This is a genomic window from Marinobacterium profundum (assembly GCF_001528745.1).
GTDB lineage: Bacteria > Pseudomonadota > Gammaproteobacteria > Pseudomonadales > Balneatricaceae > Marinobacterium_A > Marinobacterium_A profundum.
Genome location: NZ_BCNS01000145.1, coordinates 48,442 through 70,795 on the forward strand (window position 1 = coordinate 48,442; position 22,354 = coordinate 70,795).

Annotated in this window: 13 protein-coding genes; all 13 read left to right on the forward strand. The window is 51.8% G+C overall.

Going from position 1 to position 22,354, the window contains the following annotated elements; genetic code table 11:
- The first annotated feature begins 6 nt into the window (after nucleotides 1-6).
- The 13 genes from wecB (at nucleotide 7) to MPRO_RS17475 (ending at nucleotide 22,260) form a co-directional block, all read left to right on the forward strand.
- The gene (gene wecB, locus MPRO_RS17420; protein ID WP_067295915.1) at nucleotides 7-1,125 is read left to right on the forward strand and encodes a non-hydrolyzing UDP-N-acetylglucosamine 2-epimerase; all 1,119 of its coding nucleotides are present in this window, start codon (nucleotides 7-9) and stop codon (nucleotides 1,123-1,125) included.
- A 21-nt stretch (nucleotides 1,126-1,146) separates the two neighbouring features.
- A complete protein-coding gene (gene wecC, locus MPRO_RS17425; protein WP_067295794.1) occupies nucleotides 1,147-2,424 on the forward strand; it encodes a UDP-N-acetyl-D-mannosamine dehydrogenase in 1,278 nt (425 codons plus the stop codon).
- 227 nt (nucleotides 2,425-2,651) lie between these two features.
- Entirely contained in the window at nucleotides 2,652-7,859 is a 5,208-nt protein-coding gene (locus tag MPRO_RS17430; RefSeq protein ID WP_067295797.1) for a glycosyltransferase, read from the forward strand.
- An 18-nt stretch (nucleotides 7,860-7,877) separates the two neighbouring features.
- Entirely contained in the window at nucleotides 7,878-8,567 is a 690-nt protein-coding gene (locus MPRO_RS17435) for an alpha/beta hydrolase family protein (protein ID WP_067295800.1), read from the forward strand.
- Nucleotides 8,568-8,598: 31 nt separating this feature from the next.
- Nucleotides 8,599-9,630 carry a hypothetical protein gene (locus tag MPRO_RS17440; RefSeq protein ID WP_158651855.1) on the forward strand — a complete coding sequence of 344 codons (1,032 nt, stop codon included), beginning with the start codon at nucleotides 8,599-8,601 and terminating at the stop codon, nucleotides 9,628-9,630.
- 6 nt (nucleotides 9,631-9,636) lie between these two features.
- Complete coding sequence (locus MPRO_RS25180; RefSeq protein WP_082708944.1) at nucleotides 9,637-10,263, forward strand: serine O-acetyltransferase; 627 nt, start codon at nucleotides 9,637-9,639, stop codon at nucleotides 10,261-10,263.
- A 210-nt stretch (nucleotides 10,264-10,473) separates the two neighbouring features.
- The gene (locus MPRO_RS17445; RefSeq protein ID WP_158651856.1) at nucleotides 10,474-11,142 is read left to right on the forward strand and encodes a hypothetical protein; all 669 of its coding nucleotides are present in this window, start codon (nucleotides 10,474-10,476) and stop codon (nucleotides 11,140-11,142) included.
- Between the two features lie 21 nt (nucleotides 11,143-11,163).
- On the forward strand, nucleotides 11,164-13,848 hold the full coding sequence (locus MPRO_RS17450; RefSeq protein WP_158651857.1) for a heparinase II/III family protein: 2,685 nt from the start codon (nucleotides 11,164-11,166) through the stop codon (nucleotides 13,846-13,848).
- A gap of 168 nt (nucleotides 13,849-14,016) precedes the next feature.
- Nucleotides 14,017-15,369 carry a phosphoglucosamine mutase gene (gene glmM, locus MPRO_RS17455; RefSeq protein WP_067295813.1) on the forward strand — a complete coding sequence of 451 codons (1,353 nt, stop codon included), beginning with the start codon at nucleotides 14,017-14,019 and terminating at the stop codon, nucleotides 15,367-15,369.
- Nucleotides 15,370-15,521: 152 nt separating this feature from the next.
- The gene (locus MPRO_RS17460; protein WP_067295818.1) at nucleotides 15,522-16,268 is read left to right on the forward strand and encodes a hypothetical protein; all 747 of its coding nucleotides are present in this window, start codon (nucleotides 15,522-15,524) and stop codon (nucleotides 16,266-16,268) included.
- Nucleotides 16,261-19,206 (forward strand): glycosyltransferase, encoded by a 2,946-nt coding sequence (locus tag MPRO_RS17465; RefSeq protein ID WP_067295822.1) that lies wholly within the window; start codon nucleotides 16,261-16,263, stop codon nucleotides 19,204-19,206. Before MPRO_RS17460 ends, MPRO_RS17465 begins: the two co-directional genes overlap by 8 nt.
- 19 nt (nucleotides 19,207-19,225) lie before the next feature.
- On the forward strand, nucleotides 19,226-20,191 hold the full coding sequence (locus MPRO_RS17470; RefSeq protein ID WP_067295825.1) for a sulfotransferase family protein: 966 nt from the start codon (nucleotides 19,226-19,228) through the stop codon (nucleotides 20,189-20,191).
- Nucleotides 20,191-22,260, forward strand: a complete 2,070-nt coding sequence (locus tag MPRO_RS17475; protein ID WP_067295828.1) for a glycosyltransferase family 2 protein — start codon at nucleotides 20,191-20,193, stop codon at nucleotides 22,258-22,260. Before MPRO_RS17470 ends, MPRO_RS17475 begins: the two co-directional genes overlap by 1 nt.
- Nucleotides 22,261-22,354 lie beyond the last annotated feature (94 nt).

A 22,354-nucleotide genomic window follows, 5' to 3' on the forward strand; every position in this document is an offset into this window, starting at 1 on the left:
ATTATGATGAAAGTATTGACAGTATTTGGGACGCGTCCGGAAGCTATTAAAATGGCGCCGCTGGCGCTGCAGCTGGCTATGGATGAACGCTTCGAGGCGAAAGTCTGTGTAACCGCGCAACACCGGGAGATGCTGGACCAGGTGCTCGGTCTGTTTGAATTGAAGCCAGACTTTGATCTGAACCTTATGAAGCCGGGGCAGGACCTCACCGATGTCACTACCGGTATTCTACATGGCCTGAAAGGCGTATTTGCCGAGTACAAACCAGATATCGTACTGGTGCATGGCGATACTGCCACAACATTTGCTACTACGCTGGCGGCCTACTATCAACAGATTCCGGTTGGGCATGTGGAGGCGGGATTGCGCACCGGCAATATCTATTCTCCTTGGCCGGAAGAGGGTAATCGCAAGTTGACTGGCGCGTTGGCCAATATCCATTTTGCCCCGACGGCGACGTCCCGCTCGAACTTGCTGAAAGAGGGAATCAGCGAAGCGCACATCCATGTGACCGGCAATACGGTGATCGATGCGTTGCTGGAGGTCGTGCGAAAGCTGGACAAGAAACCAGAGCTTGCGATAGCGCAGCGCCAGCAGTTCGGTTTTCTCGACGATGATAAAAAGATGGTGCTGGTAACCGGGCACCGTCGCGAGAGTTTTGGTGGCGGTTTCGAGCGCATCTGCCAGGCACTGGCCAAAACAGCCGAGGCGCACCCGGATGTACAGATTGTTTATCCGGTCCACCTCAATCCAAATGTACAGGAACCGGTTAAGCGGTTACTGGCGGCGCACGACAACATCCACTTGATCGCCCCGCAGGACTACCTGCCTTTCGTCTACCTGATGAACCGCGCCCATATCATCCTGACCGATTCCGGCGGCATCCAGGAGGAAGCGCCCTCCCTTGGCAAACCGGTACTGGTCATGCGCGACACCACCGAGCGGCCTGAGGCGATAGAGGCCGGCACGGTAAAGTTGGTAGGAACGGATGTCGCAACTATTATCCGGGAGCTGAATACGCTTCTGACCGATCAGGATGCCTACAACGCCATGAGCTATGCACATAACCCCTACGGCGATGGGGAAGCCTGCCAGCGCATCCGCGATACTCTTGCCGCTCTCTGATTTTGATTTAAGGACTTTATGATGAATTTTGAAACCATTTCTGTAATCGGCCTGGGTTACATTGGTCTGCCAACTGCTGCTGTCTTCGCCTCGCGCAAGAAAAAGGTCATCGGCGTTGATGTCAATCAGCACGCTGTCGATACCATCAATAAGGGCGAGATACATATAGTCGAGCCAGAGCTTGATATTGTCGTACATGCGGCCGTTACTGAGGGCTATCTGCGGGCCACTACCAAGCCGGAGCCCGCTGATGCCTTTCTGGTGGCGGTGCCTACGCCTTTCATCCATGATGCAACTGGCGGTACTCATAAGGCTGATTTGAGTTACATCAAATCCGCCAGCGAGTCTCTCGCATCGGTGCTGAAGAAAGGCGACCTGGTGGTTCTGGAATCAACCAGTCCCGTTGGCGCAACGGAGCAGATGGCGCAGTGGCTGGCCCAGGCGCGCCCGGACCTGACCTTTCCGCAGACGCACGGTGAAGCATCCGATATTCGCATTGCCCATTGCCCGGAACGCGTGCTCCCGGGCCATGTAGTGCGTGAGCTGGTGGAAAACGACAGGGTCATCGGTGGTATGACCCCGAAGTGTTCGGAAGCAGCAAAGGCGGTTTACAAGATCTTCGTACAGGGCGAGTGCGTCATTACTAATGCCCGTACAGCGGAAATGGCAAAACTCACGGAAAACAGCTCCCGAGATGTCAGTATCGCCTTCGCAAACGAGCTTTCGGTTATCTGCGCCAAGCTTGATATCAATGTATGGGAGTTGATCGCGCTGGCCAACCGTCATCCGCGCGTCAATATTCTGCAGCCGGGTGCTGGTGTCGGTGGGCACTGTATTGCTGTTGACCCCTGGTTTATCGTGGATTCCTGCCCCGAAGAGGCACGCCTGATCCGCACTGCCCGCGAAGTCAATGATGGCAAGCCGCTATGGGTGTTGGAGCAGGTGAGGGCTAAGCTAGAAGCCTATCACCAGGGGCACCCGGGTGCGACCCGCGCCGATATCACAGTGGCCTGCCTGGGCATTGCCTTTAAGCCTGATATTGATGATCTGCGCGAGAGCCCGGCGCTGGGAATCGCCGAGGCGGTTGCCGAACTGGGGTGTCAGGTACAGGTCGTCGAGCCCAATATTGAAGCCCTGCCGAAGCGGCTGCAAGGTGGGAATGTAGCTCTGGTTAGCTTCGATGAAGCCCTGACTCAGGCTGATGTCATTTGTGTGCTGGTTAAACACAAGCCGTTTATCGAGCAGGCTGACGCAGTGCGCCAGAAAGCCAGTGTCGTCGATGCCGTGGGTCTACTTTAAAAAGGTGGGTAGCTCCTAAAAAGAGGGTAGCTCCTAGTAGCCTGCCTTTATACGTCGAGCAGCATCTAATCAGGATGCTGTTCGTAGTGAATAGAAAACCCCCATAACCGCATCAACGCTGGAGCCTGTTTCCGGTTGATCACCCTCCCCACCTGGCCGTTATTCGACGCAAGAATAACGACCAGGCAAAAGTCTGTTGCTCTACATTCCTGGATTGCTCTTTATAAATGGATACTTTGATATATCAGGCCACTGAACTGGCCGGTCAGCCGTCTACCCCAATAAGTCCGATCGAAGGGCGTATTGCCTATGTTGTCAGTCATGGCGCCAGCTATGCGAGCAATGGGTATGCAGTGCGCACCCAGGGCGTTGCGCAGGCACTGAATGGGCACGGCTTTGAGACGCTCTGTTTCGTAAGGCCAGGAAGGCCCTGGGAGCTGGGTGCCAGAAAAGGCAGCACTCGGCCAGAAATGACGGTAAAAGGCGTTCGCTATATCCATAGCCGCTGGCCGCACGACCGCGCCCCGAAAGACGAGAGTGAGCACCTGGAGGCCAGCGTTGAGCGCTTTATCGAGCTGTTTCGCGTCTACCGCCCCGCGGTGGTAGTCGCAGCATCCAACTATATAGTAGGGCTGCCCGCCTGGGTCGCCGCCAAGCGCCTGGGTTTGCCGTTCTACAACGAGGTGAGAGGGTTCTGGGAGCTGTCGCGAGCTGCCCGCGAACCTGTATTTGAAAAGATGGCAGCGTTCAAGCAGGAAACCGAACGCGACACCTTCGTGGCCAAGCAGGCGCCAAAGGTGTTCACACTCAATCACCCCATGAAGGAAGAGCTGATCAGGCGTGGCGTTGACGCCAGTCGTATTGACATCATGCCCAACGGGGTAAACGAGCTGCCGGATATCAAACCCGCTGACCCGGCGCTTAAAGTCAGTCTTGGCATCGAAGCAGGGGACAAGGTGTTGGGGTATGTGGGCAGCTTCAACCCCTATGAAGGGTTGGATACATTGATTGAAGCCTGTGCGGACCTGGTCAAACAGGGCGAGCCGATCAAGCTTCTACTGGTAGGTGATGATCAGCCAGTAACCACTGCCACTGGTTCCGTAACTAAGCTCGGCGAACAGCCCTGGCTGATTCAGGTGGGCCGTGTTCCACATGAGCAGGTGAGTGACTACTATGCGCTGATTGACCTGGTGGTGATTCCTCGTAAGAAGCTGCCTGTATGTGAACTTGTTCCGCCAATGAAGGCAGTGGAGGCGCTCTCTTTCCAAAAAGCAGTCGTTGTTTCAGATATCGCTCCACTGGCGGAGTTCGCAAAACACTATTCCCAGATAAGTACATTTAAGGCTGATAATACCCAGTCCCTTGCAGCTAGCCTCAAGGATTGTCTGGGCAAGGCCAAAAAGACCCAGTCCAATCTGGCCGAGCTGAGCTTTAGCTGCGCTGTTACGCCACTGGCGAAGGGGTTGGGTGCTCCAATCCAGCAAAGCATGCCTGTCGCTCCTCTGCGTGCTGGCAAGGCTGCCAAGGTCGATCTGGATAAGTGCGATTATCAAACCGCCAGTCAGCTGTTTTATAAAGAGGGCAACCTGAATGAAACTCTGCAGATATTGAACCACCTGCTGCAGAAGAAGGTTAAGTTCGATAAAGCCCAACGTGATTTTCATGAGTTTGTTAAAGGCTTGGCGCGCCTGCAGGGCGGCTGGCAGCTGCCACCGCGCCAACCCAATGCAGGCCTGCTGACACGCCGCAAACAGCTGCTTTACTGCCTGCACCAGTCAGTGCCGCATACCACTAATGGGTACTCAACCCGCTCTCATGGTATTGCCACAGGGTTACAGCACGCCGGCTGGAAAGTCAGTGCAAGTACCCGTACAGGCTTCCCTTGGGATTCCAATATCAAGGTAGCGGGAAAGGGCTACCACCTGGAGCAAGTGGACGGTGTTACCTATACCGCCGCTGCCGGCTGGAGTCTTAGCAAAACCCCGTTGGATCGTTATCTGGCGGAAGCCGCCGATCACTTCCTGCGTGAAGCACAGACCTGTGGTGCTGAGGTGATCGTCGCGGCTTCCAACCATATCACTGCGTTGCCGGCGCTGATGGCGGCCAGGCGACTGGGCTTGCCGTTCGTCTATGAGGTGCGCGGGCTCTGGGAGGTCACTCAGGCATCTACACAACCGGAGTGGATGGACTCCGACCGTTACCATTTGATGAAGGCACTGGAGGCACACACAGCACGGGAAGCGGATCTTGTGATTACGCTGACCGAAGAACTGGCCGATGAGCTGGTGCAGCGCGGTACCCAGCGTGAACGAATCAAAGTGGTCCCCAATGCAGTGGATGCAACCCGCTTTACCCCCAGGCCGGCAGCCCCTGAGATTCTTAAGCAGCTCAACCTCAAGGCTGGCGTGCCGGTAATCGGCTACGCTGGCAGTACTGTGGCTTATGAAGGCCTGGAATTGCTGCTGGAAGCTCTAGCCGAGCTAAAAAAGGCCGGTATCAGCTTCTACTTCGTCCTGGTGGGTGATGGCAAAGTGATCGATACCGTTAAAGCCAAAGCTAAAGAACTCAAGATCGAAGAGGCCTGCCGCTTCACGGGGCGTATCCCGTTTGATCAGGTGCCGCATTATCTCGCCTGCATGGATATCATGCCGATCCCGCGTCTGTCTTCAGCCGTTACCGAGATGGTTTCCCCGCTCAAGCCGCTGGAAGCGATGGCGATGGGCAAAGCCGTAGTGCTGTCAGATGTCTCGCCGCATGCAGTCTTTGCCGGCAACAACGAGCGTGGTCGCCTGTTTAGCAAGGATAACCTTGCCTCCCTTAGGGATACACTGAAGGAGCTGATTGCCAGTCCAGAGGAACGTGAGCGACTGGGTAAGGCGGCACGTGCGTGGATAGAGCAGGAACGCACCTGGAACCGGGTTACTGATAATTACAGCCGGGCCATTGATGAGCTGTTGGCGAATCGGCAGCCGATAGCGGCTGATAAAAACTTGCAACAGATCACTCTGGGCCTGATCGCCGACCAATTTACCACCGATACTCTGCGCAGTGCGGTCAAAGTAGTGCGCCTGTCACCCGACAACTGGCGGCAGGAACTGCAGCATCAGCCGATTGATGCACTTTTTGTGGAATCCGCCTGGAAGGGCAACGAGGGGCAGTGGCACCGTAAGGTGGGCTACTACAGTGATGAAGAGTTCGCTGATCTCAAGGTATTGTTGTCGCACTGTCGCAACGACGGCATACCCACGCTGTTCTGGAACAAGGAAGACCCGGTTCACTTTGACCGCTTCCGCAAAGCTGCGAGCCTGTGTGATCACGTCTTTACGACCGATAGTCGCCGGATTATTCCCTATCTGTCCACGCCGGATGCCGTCACTCGAACGGTCAGCGGTTGTCCTTTCTATGCGTCGCCCAAGATCCACAACCTGTTGCCTTCAACACGGGCATGGCAGCCAACTGCGGCCTATGGTGGCACTTACTACGGCGAACGCTACCCGGAACGTACCGAGTACATGGACAAGATCATGAGTGCGGCTGCGCCCTTAGGCTTGACCATCTACGACCGCCAGCACGGCGACTCGGAATCCCCCTACAAATACCCAGGCGGTCTAGGCGGCTATGTCGCCGGCAGCCTCAGTTACGAAGAGATGATCCAGGCCTACAAGGCCCACCCTGTGCAGATCAACGTCAACTCGGTACTCGACTCCCCCACCATGTTCTCACGCCGGGTGATGGAAGCGGCGGCCTGTGGCTCGCCGATCATCTCTGGCCCGGCTCTGGGCATGAACCGCTATCTGGAAGGGGCAGGCCAGGTGGTACAGACCGAAAGCGAAGCGGCTCAGGTGCTGGAAAACCTGCAGCACCATCCCGCCTACCGCTGGCGCCTGGCCCTGAAAGGGGCGCGGGCGGTGATGCGTGCGCATACAACCGGGTTCCGCCTCGCCCAGATGCTCAGGACCGCCGGTATGGTAATTAAGGCACCGGAACTACACAGCATTCTGCTGTACACCCTGGAGCTTACCGAAACCGCAGCTGATCGACTGTTGGCACAGACTGTAAAACCGGCAAGTGTGGTTTGTGAGCGCTGCCGGCCTGCCGACAGAGCCAAACTGGAAGCTGCTGGCATAGGGTGCCAATCGCCAGAACAGATTGTTCTGAATTCCAGCCAGCAAGTGCTGCTTGCCACCCCAGGAGCCTTGGAAAACCTGGAGCCTGAGGATATTGAGGACCTGGCCTGGGCAGCCAGTTATGCGCCTCAGAATCGCATCGGATTTGTACATGATACTGTAGTGGCAGAAAACCAGTGGCCGGGCGTAGCACTGGAAAGCAAGCAGATTGATATAGGCCTGCAGCTGCTGCACGATATTCAGCCACAGCGCCTGCAGGAGCTCACCAGCTGGGCCGAGCAACAGCCGACGCTGGCTTTGAGAAAACCGCCTCGAGCCTATGAACAGGCGCCCAATATAGCACCGAAGAAAACAGTGGTAATTGCCGGGCACGACCTCAAGTTCATCAAGCCGTTCTATCCTTACTTTACCCAAGAGGGTAATCGAATCCTGCTTGATTTCTGGAATGGCCATAATCAGCATAACGAAACCGCCAGTCAGCGGCTGGTGGAGCAGGCCGACACAGTGTTCTGTGAATGGATGTTGGGCAATGCCATCTGGTACGGCAAGCACAAGCGAAAAGGCCAGAAGTTGGTAGGGCGGCTACACGCCCAGGAGTTGCGCAGTGCACTGTTTGACAAGGTGCCGTTCGAACAGTTTGAAACGGTACTTTTTGTCGGCCCTCACATGCTGCGCCAGGGCGTTGCCAAGAATCCGATACTGAAGAAGAACGGCAGCGTGGTGTACAACGGCGTGGATGTTGAAGGGCTGCAAGCCGTGCCGCGCAAACCCACTAATGAGAAGGTGCTCGGCATGGTGGGAATTGTGCCGCAGAGTAAGCGGCTGGATCGCGCTTTGGACATTCTCAAGGAGTTGCGCAAGGAAGATGGCGATTACACCCTGCGCATCAAAGGCAAGCGACCGGAAGATTATCCCTGGATGGCCAACCGCCCCGAGGAAATGGCCTGGTACGAGCAGCAGTACAGCCGGCTGGAAGAAGACCTGCTGTTGAAAGGTGCCGTCATTTTCGATCCCCACGGTAACGATATGCCGGAGTGGTATGCCGGCATCGATTATGTGCTCTCGACCAGTGACTTTGAAAGCTTCCACTTTACCATTGCCGATGGCGCCGCGGCAGGCTGTACGCCGGTCATATTGCCTTGGGAAGGTGCGGATGAGATCTATCCGAAAGAGTGGGTCTACCCTGATATCAAAGTCGCTGCGAAGGGCATAAAAGCCGGGTCTGGTGATCGGCTTAGAATAAAAGAATTTGCCAAGTCAAAATTTGATATTAACGTCACTTTCGATTATTTTATAAAACTTATCTAGTAAGGCTTGCTGTAGAAAATGGATACGCAAAGAATTGAAATTGAGGTGAGCGGTCGAAATTTTGTTTTTTACTTCACGCCTGCTCAGGATAAAGATAAGCCTATATTGTTTATATTTCACGGGCATGGCTATTCATCAACGCCATCGGGTTTTAAAAGCCCTAATTGGAATGTTGTGTGTCCAATGGATAATTATGGCTACGAAGGGCTGGGGTCTTGGTATCTAGGAGAAAGTGGAGATCTATTTTGGGTGGATGCTATGGCAGAGATCCTACGTTATGTAAGAGAGTATGCAGGCAATGGCAGGCTTTATATGTGGGGCTCTAGTATGGGCGGCTATGCCAGTATTCTCTACGGGCACCTGTTAGGGGCTCGTGCGATATATGCTAATGTTCCTCAGACCCTGCTTTTGGGGTCCAAGTACTCTTGTAATGGAATGTTTAAGTTTTTTTCCCCTATCTTCAATGGAAACGAACAGAGTGAGTATAATGATTTAAAGAAAATTTTGATTCTAAGAACGTCATGCAAATATTTTTTATGCTTCAACCAGCTTGAAGGATCAAACTATTTATCTGAACAAGGTCTTGATTTTATAACTCATTTGCATTCGTTCAAACAGCCCATGTATGTAGAAATTAGGCCTCAGTCCGCTCATGGGAAAAATCATGGTGTGAGTGAGGCTATTTCGTTATTTAAGAAATATAACTAATAGAATTTTAGAGTAGGTTGAAGTATAAAATATGAAGTTATATCTGCATATCGGAATGCCAAAGTCGGCATCAAGTACAATTCAAAATTTCATTTATGAATCTAGAAATGAACTGTCCGTAAGGGATTTTTTGATACCTGATTTTTTAGGAAAGAAAAATCATAGGATGATTTTTAGTTTTCTGAAAGGTAAGTTTGGTGAGTATGATGCAGGAATATATTTAAGAAATGCAAAAGACGGAAATGAAAAAAATAAAATAATATCTCGAGTTGAAGCGAATATTAAAAAATTTCTTGAAGCTGGGCAGGATTATAATAAAGTAATTATTTCATGTGAGCAGTTGGCATCGCTGGGTCAGAGGGAAATACAATACCTTTATGATTTCATTAGCCCATATTTTTCATCCATTTCAGTGATAGTTTATTTTCGTCGTCAGGATCTAATGGCTGTTAGTGGATATAATACTCAAGTTATATCAGGGCGCTATAAGTTGTTTCATGACTCGTTTTCTTTTTCAAGTACACCAACTCCGGCTTTTTTATATGATAAAATTTTGCAGAAATGGTCTAATGTTTTCGGAGAGTCAGTTATAAAAGTAAGAACTCTAGATCCCGAATATACGATTTCTGGCAATGTTATTTCAGATTTTCAAGATGCTATTGGGGTTAGTTTTCCTGTATCCAAAAGTGCTGAGACGAAAGAAAACTCTTCATTATCAGCAGCGACACTCGAGTTTGTGCGTTGTCTAAATGAAAGACTTTCTAAAGAAAATTTGGACTTGTATAAGCAAGCTGGTATATCAGGTATAACTCAGCCTTATGCTAAAAAGGCAAAACAATTGCATGCAAGATTCTATCCGGGGCGAGAGAGTGCCGAAAGGTTTTATGGGCTGTTTGATCAAAGTAATCGTATGGTAGCGAATAAATGGCTTGGTAGGAATGATTTGTTTTCTGGTGATTTTAGTATGTATCCAGAAGAAACAATAGCTCCTACAGACGCTGAAGTGAAAGATGCAGCTATTGAATTCTTGGTAGCATTGCTTACTTCTGGTGACAGGGACTGAATTGATATGTCGAAAAATGAAAATTCTGTTGAAAAGATAATCTCCATTTTCGGTGATTTACTGGATTCTCCATTACCGTCAGTAACGGATATATGGGAGGTAGCACAAGCTAAATTGAATAGCGGGGATTTAAAAGAGGCGAATAAATGTTATCAGCTAAATCACTTGTTACATAATTCACATGTGCCAAATTCTTCGAAAATTGGAAAAGGTGTAAAGTTTGCTTATGGTGGTATAGGATTGATTATCCATAACGACTGTGAAATACGAGATTATGCGGTAATTGGTTCCAATGTGACGATTGGTGGGCGGGCTAGATCAAAGTATAGAATATCAGAAGATGGCAAAAGAGTTTATGTGCCCTTGATTGATAAGTACGCTTATGTCGCAACCGGTGCTGTAATTTTAGGAGGTGTGACAATAGGAAGTATGAGTATTGTTGGAGCTAACGCTGTTGTAATACAGGATGTCCCGCATTTATCGATTGTGGCAGGTAGTCCTTCAAAAATTATTGGTAAAATAACTGTCGATAATTGCTTAAGTTATAAGAGTACCTTTTCTATTTTTAGAAATGTATCTGATGGAGCGTATGTAGATATCGTCAAGTCTATCGAACAGTCTAAGTCATTATAGTCTTCTTTGGCTTGGAATGGCGGAATAGATACGGTACTTGGCTTTTAAACGCTATTTTGTGTGTAATAAAATAAGTAAGCGAATTGTAGGCAGTGTGCTAACACATTTTGGACCTTAATGTATAACGTGTTTTTGTTAAATAAGTGATTGTCGGTGGTAGTTTAGTTTATGCATTTTGGTATTTAGTTTTTTAGTTATTGGGAATCAGAATTGGTACTGTTAAAAGATAATTTTATTTTCTTGAAGCCTAGAAAAGTTGCTGGCACGTCTTTTGAGATTGCTCTTAGTCGCTATGCTGGTAATAATGATATTGTCACTCCGGTATCCCCAAATGACGAGGAGCTTAGGAAAGCGTTGGGATTCACTTCGCCTCGAAACTTTATGGATGAAAAAGGCCAGGTAGTATTTAGAAACCACATTTCTGCAGCTGAAGCAAGGAAGAAACTTGGCAGCGGGGCGTGGAATTCGTTGAAAAAAGTTTCAATTGTTCGAAATCCTTTTGATGTGTATGTCTCTTTGTTCTTTTATCACAACGGACCGGCTGCGGATATTTCGAGGCTTTCTGAGTGGTATATCGGAGGTGAGGGGGAGGCATACCTAGGTGTCAATCACAAGCAATATTACATAGCTGAGCGACTCGTTGTTGATAATTTTATAAGATATGAAAAATTGAAAGAAGGTATATTGTCTTTAGAGGATTTTTTTCCAAAACTGAAGGGATTGTATAATTCTTTCAGCTCAATTAAGGCCAAATCAGGGATTAGAAGTCCTGAGTCTTATGATCTGATTGATATTTACTCAAGGCATGTTTGTCTTAAGAAAAAAATTGAAAGTGTGCATAGGTTTGAAATAAATGAGTTTGGTTACTCATTGGGATGACTGAATTAAGTAGGATTTTAAGTGTTTAAATACCGCTTTCTGATTCATGTTGGGTACCCAAAGTCGGCATCAACAGCTCTTCAAGATACATTGTTTCACTATAGGTGTCTGTTGAAGAAAAATGGAGTGCTTTACCCAGAAGTACTAATGATAGGAGAGTCTACCAAGCACGAGGAGCTATTTCGTCTTTTACGTTTAAATCGTGTTGATCAAGCCTTGAAAGTGCTCAAGAAAGAGCTTGCTCAGCATGATAATATTCATACGATTATTCTATCAACAGAATCTATTGTTAATCAGCTATACCATATTGAAGAGTCCCGTTGGGTAGAGTTTTTTGAGAAAATTAAGCTGCTTGGCTCCTTGGAATTACTCTTGATTAAGCGTGATTCGAAAGGTTTCTTTAAATCCTACTATAAACAGGCAGTCGTGAATCAGTTATCACCGCTGATGAGTATTTACTCGACGCCACTTACTCTTCTCGACTTTGCTGAGTTAACCTCTGTACGTCAGTTAGTTGATGTGGATGCTGTTGTAAATAAACTAGAAAAGGTTTCGGACTCATCTGTTCGAGTGTTTGACTTTGGTTCTAGAGTTGTAGAAGGCATTTTAAACTGGCTAGTCCAAGAAAAGCTTCCAATAGAGGTGCCTCAGATTAGTAATGTTAGCCTTCAGCCTGAAGAGGTAGAGTTGATTCGGCAGTTAAACACTATGAGGCTGGAAACTAAAGTACGAAATGCTTGGTTTCGTTTGTTAACAAAATCTCGCTGTCTTGGTAGTAGCACTGCTCTTAATTTGGCTGGCCGGTCTAAAGATGAAGATATGCTAGTGTTGAATCCTGAGTTTTTGTTGAAAGTTCAGCCGGGAAGAAATAAAGCCTTGGATGTGGATGATGAAAAGTTAAGTTTGCTTGCTTCCGATGTTTATCAATTACTATGCGACTTTCAGCGTGGATGTGCACCTTTCTACTCACTCGAAAATAAGAAACAGGTATTCATGATATTAAGATCAGATGACTCGTTTGAATTAAAATATTGCGTTCATAAGCGACTTGAACAGCTATTGTCTGCTTCGAATAATATATTGCTGGGAGAGAATCTTTTTGAAAATAAGAAGTTAGAACTTGCTCCTTTTGAGGCTGTGAACCATTCTGGTTGGGATAGCTGGGAGCAGGATCCGCTTAATAATCGCAGCTGGCAGTGGAGGCTGAATTGGTTCTCTTTTCTACCGTATTTGCTGGCGCACCATCGGGCAGTTCGTAATGATGAAGTACTGGGTTTTGGTTGTGAGGCCATACAATCCTGGTTAGATAAGTACCTACAAACAGATACCACCTACCCTTTTGAGTTTATTTGGCACGACCATGCCACTGCACTACGTGCAGAGCAGTTGATACTGTTTGTTTTTTACTGTCGGTATTATGCGCCCGAGTGGGCCGAGCTGCATGCCAAGTTTCTCCAATATATGGAGAATGCATTGGTGGTACATGGACAGTGGCTAGCTAAGGACAGCTTCTATTCCGAACACACTAACCATGGTCTGGAACAGGCCAGAGTGCTTCTGTTGCTGGGAACAGTTTTTGACGGTGTGCAGGCTGGTGAGTGGCGGCAAAAAGCCATTCGCCGCATCAGTAGTGAACTGAACTTTTCGTTTACCAGGGAGGGGGTCCACGTCGAGAATAGTCCCGCTTATCATATCTTTGTGTTTAAGGTCTTTATTGGCATATTAAAAGATTATCCGGCTAACTTGCTGGGTGATCTCGCTGAACAGTTTGAGCACTTTTCTACTAAAGCGTTGGGCTTTATAACGCATATCCTGCGTCCTGATGGCCTTTTGCCGCCCATTGGCGATACTGAGCAGTTGCCTACATCGGACGCCTACCGGGATATGTTCGGAGATACGCCGGAGTATCGGTATTTTCTTTACGCCCTGACTCAGGGACAGGAGGGAACAATACCACCTGCTTTAAATCGCGTGTATCCCCAGTCTGGCTATGCTGTTTTCCGTGATCGCTGGCCCTCCAAAGGAGACTTCAGTAATGCCTTCCATCTGATCACCAAGGTGGGATGTTCAAGTCGTTACCATCACCAGCAGGATGAAGGTCATATCAGTCTGTATGCCGGAGGAGAAGATTGGTTGATCGACTCGGGACTCTATAATTACGTGAATAACGACCCTGTAAGAAAATATATGAGAAGTCGGTTGGCACATAATGTTCCAATAATAGAAAACACGCGCTACTCAGAAAGTTTTGAGAATAGGTTGGCTTCATGGAAGGTGTTGTCCTCAAGTGAAGATGAACATAAACCTTATGTTTCCATGCAAATTGGCGTCTTGGATGGCATTTCTCAAGTAAGAAAGGTGCTTTTTGATAAGGCGGCCACTTCACTTCAAGTTGTTGATACAATTCAGTCGGATGATATTTTTGAGAGGAATTATACATTGCTTTGGCATGTGCCTAGTGATAAAAAGATAAATATTGACGATGGGTTGATTTCTATTTCGGCTCAGGACGGAAAAAGAATGGAGATTTCTTTTAGAGGAGATGCTCCGGATAATATTTCGTTCGCTACCGGTATAAGAAAAGATCGTGTATTAAGCTGTATCTCTTATAAAGCCAATAGTTATGAAAGTAGTCAGATTATAAGGGTTCTTTTTAAAAAGCGTTTAGGGCTTCATGTTCATAGCGAATTTAATTTTGTTTTTTAGGCTAATATTTTTTTAAGTTCTTGAAATACATGACATCTGCTGCAAAGCTGGCGCTACTTCTAGTAGCCTTTCCGGTTGATAGGAGCATGTGTGGCGTGCTTGGGCTTTTCGAAATATTTAGTTGTTTTGGTGTAAAAGTTCCGTTAAAAGACTTTCAGGGTGAACTGTATGCAATCCAAGTTTTTTGGCACTGATGGTATTCGTGGCCGCGTCGGTGAATTTCCGATGACGCCGGAATTCGTCATGAAATTGGGCTGGGCGGCCGGCAAGGTACTGGGCGCGGATGGAACCAGCGAGGTACTGATCGGCAAGGATACCCGCGCCAGCGGTTATATGCTGGAATCGGCCTTCGAGGCGGGATTGTCCGCGGCGGGTGTCGGTATCGCTCTGGTCGGACCATTGCCCACACCGGCTGTCGCCTATCTGGCGTCGACCTTTCGGGCGAATGCGGGGGTGGTGATCAGCGCTTCGCACAATCCTTATTATGACAACGGCATCAAATTCTTTTCCGGCCAGGGAGCCAAGATCAGCGACGAGCAGCAGCAGGCTATCGAGGCGCTGTTGCAACAGGCGCTGGCGAATGGTATCGACTGTGTGCCCTCGGAGCAGCTGGGCAAGGCGCGGCGTATCGAGGATGCTGCCGGGCGCTATATCGAGTACTGCAAGGGTACCTTCCCCGCTGGCCTTAGCCTGCGTGGGCTTAAGATCGTCGTCGACAGCGCTAATGGCGCCGCCTACAAGGTGGCCGCTAAAGTCTACGAAGAGCTCGGCGCTAAAGTTATCAGCATTCACGACCAGCCCGATGGCATGAATATTAATGCGGGCTGTGGAGCGACCGACTTAAAGAGCCTTGTGGAGGCGGTGGTTGCGCAGGGGGCGGATGTCGGCATTGCACTTGATGGCGACGCGGATCGGATCATGATGGTCGATGCCCTTGGAGAAGTTGTCGACGGCGACCAGATTCTGTACCTGCTGGCAAAGGATGCCCGCGCCCAGGGCTATACCGGCGGTGTGGTGGGGACTCAGATGTCGAATCTCGGCCTCGAGCTTGCGCTAAAGGAACTGGGCGTGGAGTTTTTACGTGCGAAGGTCGGCGACCGCTATGTCAGCGAACAGCTGCGAGAGTCGGGATGGCGCCTGGGCGGTGAAAATTCTGGTCATATCCTGCTGCTCGACCACGGTTCCACCGGGGATGCCATTATTGCTTCGCTGCAGGTACTAAAGCTGATGTCCACCGAGTCCCCACCCCTGCCTTTGCACGCCTTGACCGGAAAAATGCAGCGCTATCCGCAAACGCTGATCAATGTTGGTTATTCGCTTGTGAGCGGCTCAGATCCGTTGGGTCAGCCACAGGTCCAGACGACCTTGCAGCAGATTGAAACTGAGCTGGCGAGCATCGGGCGGGTACTGCTGCGCAAGTCGGGTACCGAGCCGTTGATTCGTGTTATGGTCGAGGCCGTCGACGCCGCAGTAGCGCGGCAGGCGGCTGTGCGTCTCGCGGCCGTAATCGAGCAAATCTGAGCTGCCCAAAGCATTGGGTGAAGCCCCACGGCTCAGGATGTAAGGCCTCACCCGGGCGGGGGCCGGAATGTCGCTATGTGCTGAACGCTCTGGGATGAAGTTGTTTGCACGCGGTAAAGACCATCAGGATTATTAGCAAGCAAGGTTACAAGATGAACGATAAAGAGCCCGAGGTTCGGGGTTCGAAGCTGAAGTCCCTATTCCTGGACAAGAAAAAACAGCTCGAAAACGCTTTTCATTTCCTGGCCCATCATAAGGCTGAACAGGCTGAGCGCTTTGAAGAGATTGCGCACCTGACGCAACGCCTGAAAGAGGAAGAAGACAAGCGGCAGCAGGGTACCCGGCAGATCGAGGCATTGCAGCAGAAGCTGGAGCGGTCTGAGCGGGCGCAAAAAGAATCGGATCTGGCGTTGCAGGAACTGCGTGGCGAGGTCGTGAATTTGCAGCGGTTACAGCGTGAACTGGAGATAGGCCTCGAAACCCGGACGGAGGAGCTGGTTGTTCTGACCCGCCTGCTGGAAGCGCAACGTTCGGTATCCGCCACGTCCGCAAGCATTGTTGATGGAAAAAGGGAATCCTGGGCGCGCGGGCTGGCAGGTTTCACTACAGGCAACAAGACTGAGCGGCAACAACTGAAGCTGATCGCGAAGAGCGGTTTGTTTGATGCCGACTGGTATCTGGCTCAGCATCCGGATATCGCTGCAGAGAGGGCTTTCGCAAAAGAGCCAGTCCGTCATTACTTGAAGTTCGGGGGCTTTGAGGGGCGTAATCCGGGGCCCGATTTCGATTCGGCATTTTATCTGCGGTTATATCCCGATGTCCGCGAATCAGGCATGAATCCTCTGGTGCACTACCTCAAGTTCGGCAAGGACGAGGGCCGGGAGACGGTATTTGATTGATGCAGGCCGCCTGCCATTCGTTGGCCGCTTGCTGCGCCTATTGCTAAAGAAACCTGGTGAGGCGGGCCTGGCGGCGGAAATCGATTTTGACGCTGCCTGGTATCTGACCCAGTACCCAGATATCACGGCGTCCGGCATGGATCCACTGGTGCATTACCTGCGCTATGGTCGGCGGGAAGGGCGCCTGCCCGGCCCAAACCGGGCACTGGCCTGGGAAGCGCATCTCTGGCGTGGCTGCGGCGATATGCTGGCCAGTTTGCAGTCCCTTGCAGAAAACGACACTGCCGCTGCAGGCGAGAGAGAATACGCGGCTTGGGCCTGTGCTCGCTGGTATGTTTCCGCCCAGCCGGAGCATTCTAAAGCGCTGGATCTGCTTGATCGGTTTCGCGGCGGGCGCTATCAGTCGCCGAGGCATGCCGGACCCTTGTTGTTGCTGTTCGAGTTGTTGCTCGAAACTGGCCGCCTCGATGAGGCGGCCGCATTGTTGGCTGGAGCACTTACTGAAAGGGCCTCCGAAACTGACCGTCAACTCGCGAGTATCTCGCTTTGCCTAGTCACGGGTACAGGTGCCTCAGGCGTCCCAACAGCGGGCAGTTGGCTCAATGGGATCAACGGGCTGTTCGCGTCCGTGGGTCTTGGCCCGGTGGAAGAGCTTACAGCCGAAGGTGTGTCCCCTCTCGATAGGCTGGCGGCGCCAGGGCCTGTATTCGACGAACGCCAGGTGGCAGAGGCACCTTTGGTGTCTGCAATTGTTCCTCTTTTCAATGCCGAAGCGACGCTGGAAACGGCGTTGCGCTCGCTCAGCGGTCAGACCTGGCCGAACCTGGAAGTGCTGATTGTCGACGACGCCAGCAGCGATCGCAGTGTTGAGATTACAGAAGCCTTTATTCGTCGTTCGCAGCGGCCGGGGCGCTGTTACCGGTTATGTCGGCAGCCCCGGAATTCTGGTGCTTATGCCGCGCGGAATCGGGGGCTGGCGGCAGCAACTGGCGCTTTCATCACCGTGCATGACAGCGATGACTGGTCGCACCCCAGCAAGATCGAGTTGCAGGTAGGTGCGCTGATGGATAATCCCAAACTGAAAGGGGTGCTGTCGCATTGGGTGCGCTGCACGCCTGAATTGCGCTTTCATCACTGGCGGGTTGAGAGTAGCTGGGTTTACCGGAATGTCTCGTCGTTAATGCTCCGCCGGGACGTTCACGAATCCCTGGGTTTTTGGGACCGGGTGCGGGCCGATGGTGATACTGAGTTCTATTACCGTATGCGTGCGGCGTTCGGAGAGGATGCCATTGGGGAGGTCATGCCGGGTGTACCTTTGTCGTTCGGCAGGAGCCTTCCAACTTCTCTGACCCGGAGTAAAGAAACGAGTCTGAGTGGCCAGTTTTGGGGCGTGCGCTATCGTTATCAAAACGCGGCCCGCCAATGGCACGCGCAGGCGCTTGCCGTCGGTGCACTCCATTTGCCGGAACGACCCTCACAACGGCCCTTCTTCGCGCCGGCGAGTCTGTGCGACGATAGGACCCCGCCGTCGGTGCCGGGCTGGGACAAAGCATTGGTGTTGGAGTCGGGTCTGTTCGATCCGCGGTGGTACGTGCTGGCGAATCCTGATGTTCGGGATTTGCTGGTTGATCCTTGGGAACACTATTGGGTGCAGGGGGAAGCCGAGGGGCGAGACCCAGGGCCGGCGTTCAGCACCAGCGGCTACCGGGCATTTTATGCGGGGCTGATCGGGGAGCAAAGACCGATTCTGCACTTTGTCCGGGAAGGTCGGGAGCAGGGATTGGCAGCGCGACCAGTATTCGAAGGGCGCCTGCCGGAGACGGAGGCCAGACCCTGGGTGATGCTTTGCGGCCACCAGGCCGGGCGCGAGTTATACGGTGCAGAACGCAGCCTGCTGGACCTGGCGCGCGCGATGCAGTCGCTGCGGCTCAATGTCATTGTTGTGCTGCCGTCTGCGATTAATGATGCGTATCTGGACGCCTTATCCGGGCTGTGCCAGCAGGTCGCAATTGTGCCGCTGCTATGGTGGCGGCGTGGGCGGGAAACGCAGAAGCCCACTGTCGACTGCCTGACGGCGCTGATTCAGCGCTACTCAGTAAGGCTGGTGTACGTCAATACCGTCGTGCTCGACGAGCCCCTGAAAGCCGCGCGTCGCACCGGCGTGCCGGTGGTCGTTCACGGCCGGGAAATGCCGGCTCACGATCCTGCCTTGTGTGAACTGCTGATGGCCACTCCCGAGCAAGTCGTCGAGCAGGTGCGCAGCAATTCTGGCGTGTTGGTCGCCAACTCTGCCTGCCTGGCACACTATTATGGTGCTGACCGTAGTTTCCTGATTCCCAATATCGTCGATATGTCGGCTTTTGATGTGCCTTTGCCTGAAGGCCCCGGTCTCTCGGTGGCCCTGATCAGCAGTAACCTTCCAAAGAAGGGGCTGGACGACTTCATTGAACTGGCGCGGTTACTTGAGCGCCGCGGCAGCCATATTCGTTGCCTGCTTATCGGGCCGGAAAATACCCATGTGGAAAGATTGAGGGTTATCGCCGCTAAGGGCGAGCTGCCGTCAAGGCTGGAGCTGGCTGGTTACGCGCACTCCGCGCGGGCGGCACTGGCGCAGGCTGACGTCGTCGTCAACCTGTCGCACTTTGAAGAGTCTTTCGGGCGAACCGTTCTCGAAGCGATGGCTGCTGGGCGACCTGTTGTCTGTTACCGCTGGGGTGCTTTGCCGGAGCTGGTCGTGCACTGTAAAACCGGCTATCTTGCTCCATTTCGGGATGTATCCAGGCTTGCGGATTATCTAGAGCGACTAGCAGTAGATGAAAGCGGGCGCTTGCGCATGGGTGAGGCAGCAAGGTTGAGGGCCTCTCGGCTCTATGGCCTTTCAAGTATGAAAAAAGCGCTGTCAGAGGTCTTATCGACAGTCCTGAGTAATCGTTTATAGTTAGAGTTTTTATAAGTAAATGACCATACGTCTATTTGTTCACATTCCTAAAACCGCAGGTACCAGTTTCCGCTTGGGTGCAGAGCAGGCTCTGGGGGCTGATCGCATCGTTTATGATTATGGTGCGCAGTCTCCGGAAACATCGGTGATTGCTCAAAAGCATATTTATCAGAATCAGGATTTTTGGGCCTTTTATAGCGCCTGTTATGAGAGTGGTGCAGCTCTAGTTGGCGGTCACATGAACTGCAACCGTTTTGTGAATGGTTTCGGCGTCGAGAATATCATCACTTTTGTACGTGAGCCCCTTCAGCGTATCGCCTCTGAGTACCAGCACTTCGTACGGGTTAAAGGTTACAAGGGCAGCTTCAGAGAGTTCTATTCGCAATCTCGGATGCATAATCGCTTGAGTCGCGCTTTCAAAGAGGTGCCCTTGATTAGTGCAGGATTCGTTGGTGTGACCGAGCGGTACAACGAAAGTCTGGACATGCTTAATGAGTTGACAGGCTTTGGCGTTTCCCGTCGCGAGGATAATTTGGGGGGCGGCAGTATCGGTCGCACGCACCACTTCGGTGAAGAAGAGCTGCGCGAACTAAAAGAGTTCAACCGAACAGATCTAATATTCTATCGCCGTTGTCTGGTGCTTTTCGAGGAGCGCTGGCAATTGTTTTGCAAAGGCCAGCCTTATGTTCATGGTCTGTTGACCCAGGTCAAGGCCAGCCATGTTGGTGGTTGGGCCTGGTGGGCAGGCCTGAGTGATCAGCCGGTGGTGGTCGATATTGCTGTTAATGGTCAGCTGCAAGGCCGTGTCATCGCGCGTGACTTCGCCGCGCATTTGTGCAGGCTTAACCCGCCGCGTGGAGGTTATGTCAGTTTTCAACTGCCGCTGAAGCTTACGTCGGGCGACCGTGTCAGCTGCACCGTAAGTGAAACTGGCCAGCTTCTAGGGGATAGCGTTTTTTCGGCCCCGACAGGAACAGAGAGCTGATGGCGTTGCAGGGTAGTTCGGGTTCTAGCTTGGTCAAAGGCTGGTATCTGATTGATTGCCAGCTGCCATCAGGTAATGGAGAGCTCGCCGCCTGGACTCTCGTCGATGGCCAGGAAGGTGTGGAGCGGATGCCCCTTCCCGTAACGCTGAAGGGGCGTATTTTCGAGCTCGTATCGATTCCGGCGAAGTCGCTAAATCTATCGGTCCTTGCGCAAGCAGGGGGAGCGGATGTCGAGCCACTACAGCTCACTGTACGCCGGGTGACGTCTGTGATGGCGCGGCTGCTGATGTGGAGTCGAGTGTTTGGCGCTCTGCCCGGGATGCCGTTGTCTCAGCGACGGGTTCTTGGGTTAAGTTGGCCCGCGGGGTTGCTTGAGCCGCACCGTAGTTATCGGCAGGTCAGCAAGCTGCGAGCCTACTTTCCTGCTCCTTGTTACAAGGAGTGGATCCAGAGGTTCGAGGAGGTGACCCCCCGGCAGGCCAAGCGGTTGCGCAAGCGTTTGAAACGCCAGGATGCCGCCGGGTTAGAGTTCAGTGTTCTGATCGATGCAAGGGGCATGGGCGACATGTCTGCGGTGAGGCAATCCGTCGAGGCTGTGGCGAGGCAATGGGAGGTGCGGGCAATATCCCGGATTTTGATTGAGGATACCCTGTCGCAACGCGCTGCGCTTGATAACAGCCTTGCGGGCTTGAGTCTGGTCACCGAAGCGGAACTGCTGCAAGAGCCTGTCGGGCAAGGGCGTTGGGTGGTATATGTGTCCACCGCAGTGGTTTTGGCGCCCTGGGCGATGGCCTGGCTTGCCTGCGAGGCGTTGAGTCGCTCCGGTGTGGCATTGATGTACTCGGATCACGATTACTTGTCTACGGATGGCGAGCGCCGCGAGCCGCAGTTTAAACCAGACTTTTCATTGGAGCTGGCGCGCAGTTCCGCTTATGTAGGCGACCTGCTGGCCATTCGCGAAGGCGAATTCCGAGACGTCGTGCGGAGCACTGGGCTGGGTTCGGCCTACGCTATGGTGCTTGAGTTCGCTCGTCTTTGTGGCAGTGAGGCTGTTTATCATGTGCCTGCGATCCTTTGGCATCAGGCGGGTAGGGTCTCGGTGCCTGACAAAGAGAGTCTTGAGTCTCATTTAAGGCGCAGCGGTGTGGCGGCAGAGGTAGTGCCGGATCGCGATACTTTGCTGAGAGTGCGCTATGAATTGCCGGCTGTTCCGCCGAAGGTCAGTATCATCGTTCCGACTCGGGATATGCTGCACTTCCTCAAGCCCTGCATTGAGAGCCTGCTGGCGAGGACGACCTGGCCGGATTACGAGATCCTGATCGTCGACAACCAGTCGACATGCCGCGACACCCTGACGTTCATGGAGACCGTGGAGATAGACGACAGGGTCAGAATCTTGCGTTATAACCAGGCCTTCAACTTTTCCGCAATCAACAATTTTGCGGTAGAGCATGCTGCTGGAGAAGTCGTGTGCCTGTTGAATAATGATACAGAGGTGCTGACACCTGGCTGGCTTGAGGAGATGGTATCAAGGTTACTGCAGCCGGGCGTTGGCGTTGTCGGCGCACGCCTCTACTTCACTGATGGTCGTATACAGCATGCGGGTGACGTTCTGGGGCCGGGTGGTTGTGCCAGTCATTTGCATGGCCCTATAGAAGGAGACGATCCAGGTTATATGGGTCGAGCGTTACTTGCGCAGGATCTTTCTGCAGTTACGGCGGCTTGCCTGGTAACACAGAAGGAGCTGTACCTCTCGCTTGGAGGTCTTGAAGAAGAACGCTTGCCTGTCGCATTCAATGATGTCGACTATTGTCTGCGTGTGCGAGAAAGCGGTTACAAAGTGATATATACCCCTTATGCTGAGCTCTATCATCATGAGTCGGTATCGCGGGGGAAGGACGATGATCCCGTTAAGACGGCAAGAGCTCGGCGGGAATCGGAATATATGCGCAGTCGATGGGCGGCAGTGATCGAGCGTGACCCGTTTTATAACCCCAACTTGAATTATTCGCGTGCCGACTTCCGTCTTGGAAGGTTGCCCCGTGTTGGTTTTCCCTGGATTGAGTAGATCGAAAGGTGAGCGATGAAGTTTGAAAAGTTGACCATTCAGGCCCGAAACCTTGCAATCTTTAGTTCGTCATGACTAGGGTGCTTTTAGTCGA

What these genes read in the sequence shown, in the direction of transcription:
- wecB (WP_067295915.1), top strand. Translation starts at nt 7, where the DNA reads ATGAAAGTATTGACAGTATTTGGGACGCGTCCGGAAGCTATTAAAATG.
- wecC (WP_067295794.1), top strand. Translation starts at nt 1,147, where the DNA reads ATGAATTTTGAAACCATTTCTGTAATCGGCCTGGGTTACATTGGTCTG.
- MPRO_RS17430 (WP_067295797.1), top strand. Translation starts at nt 2,652, where the DNA reads ATGGATACTTTGATATATCAGGCCACTGAACTGGCCGGTCAGCCGTCT.
- MPRO_RS17435 (WP_067295800.1), top strand. Translation starts at nt 7,878, where the DNA reads ATGGATACGCAAAGAATTGAAATTGAGGTGAGCGGTCGAAATTTTGTT.
- MPRO_RS17440 (WP_158651855.1), top strand. Translation starts at nt 8,599, where the DNA reads ATGAAGTTATATCTGCATATCGGAATGCCAAAGTCGGCATCAAGTACA.
- MPRO_RS25180 (WP_082708944.1), top strand. Translation starts at nt 9,637, where the DNA reads ATGTCGAAAAATGAAAATTCTGTTGAAAAGATAATCTCCATTTTCGGT.
- glmM (WP_067295813.1), top strand. Translation starts at nt 14,017, where the DNA reads ATGCAATCCAAGTTTTTTGGCACTGATGGTATTCGTGGCCGCGTCGGT.
- MPRO_RS17460 (WP_067295818.1), top strand. Translation starts at nt 15,522, where the DNA reads ATGAACGATAAAGAGCCCGAGGTTCGGGGTTCGAAGCTGAAGTCCCTA.
- MPRO_RS17470 (WP_067295825.1), top strand. Translation starts at nt 19,226, where the DNA reads ATGACCATACGTCTATTTGTTCACATTCCTAAAACCGCAGGTACCAGT.
- MPRO_RS17475 (WP_067295828.1), top strand. Translation starts at nt 20,191, where the DNA reads ATGGCGTTGCAGGGTAGTTCGGGTTCTAGCTTGGTCAAAGGCTGGTAT.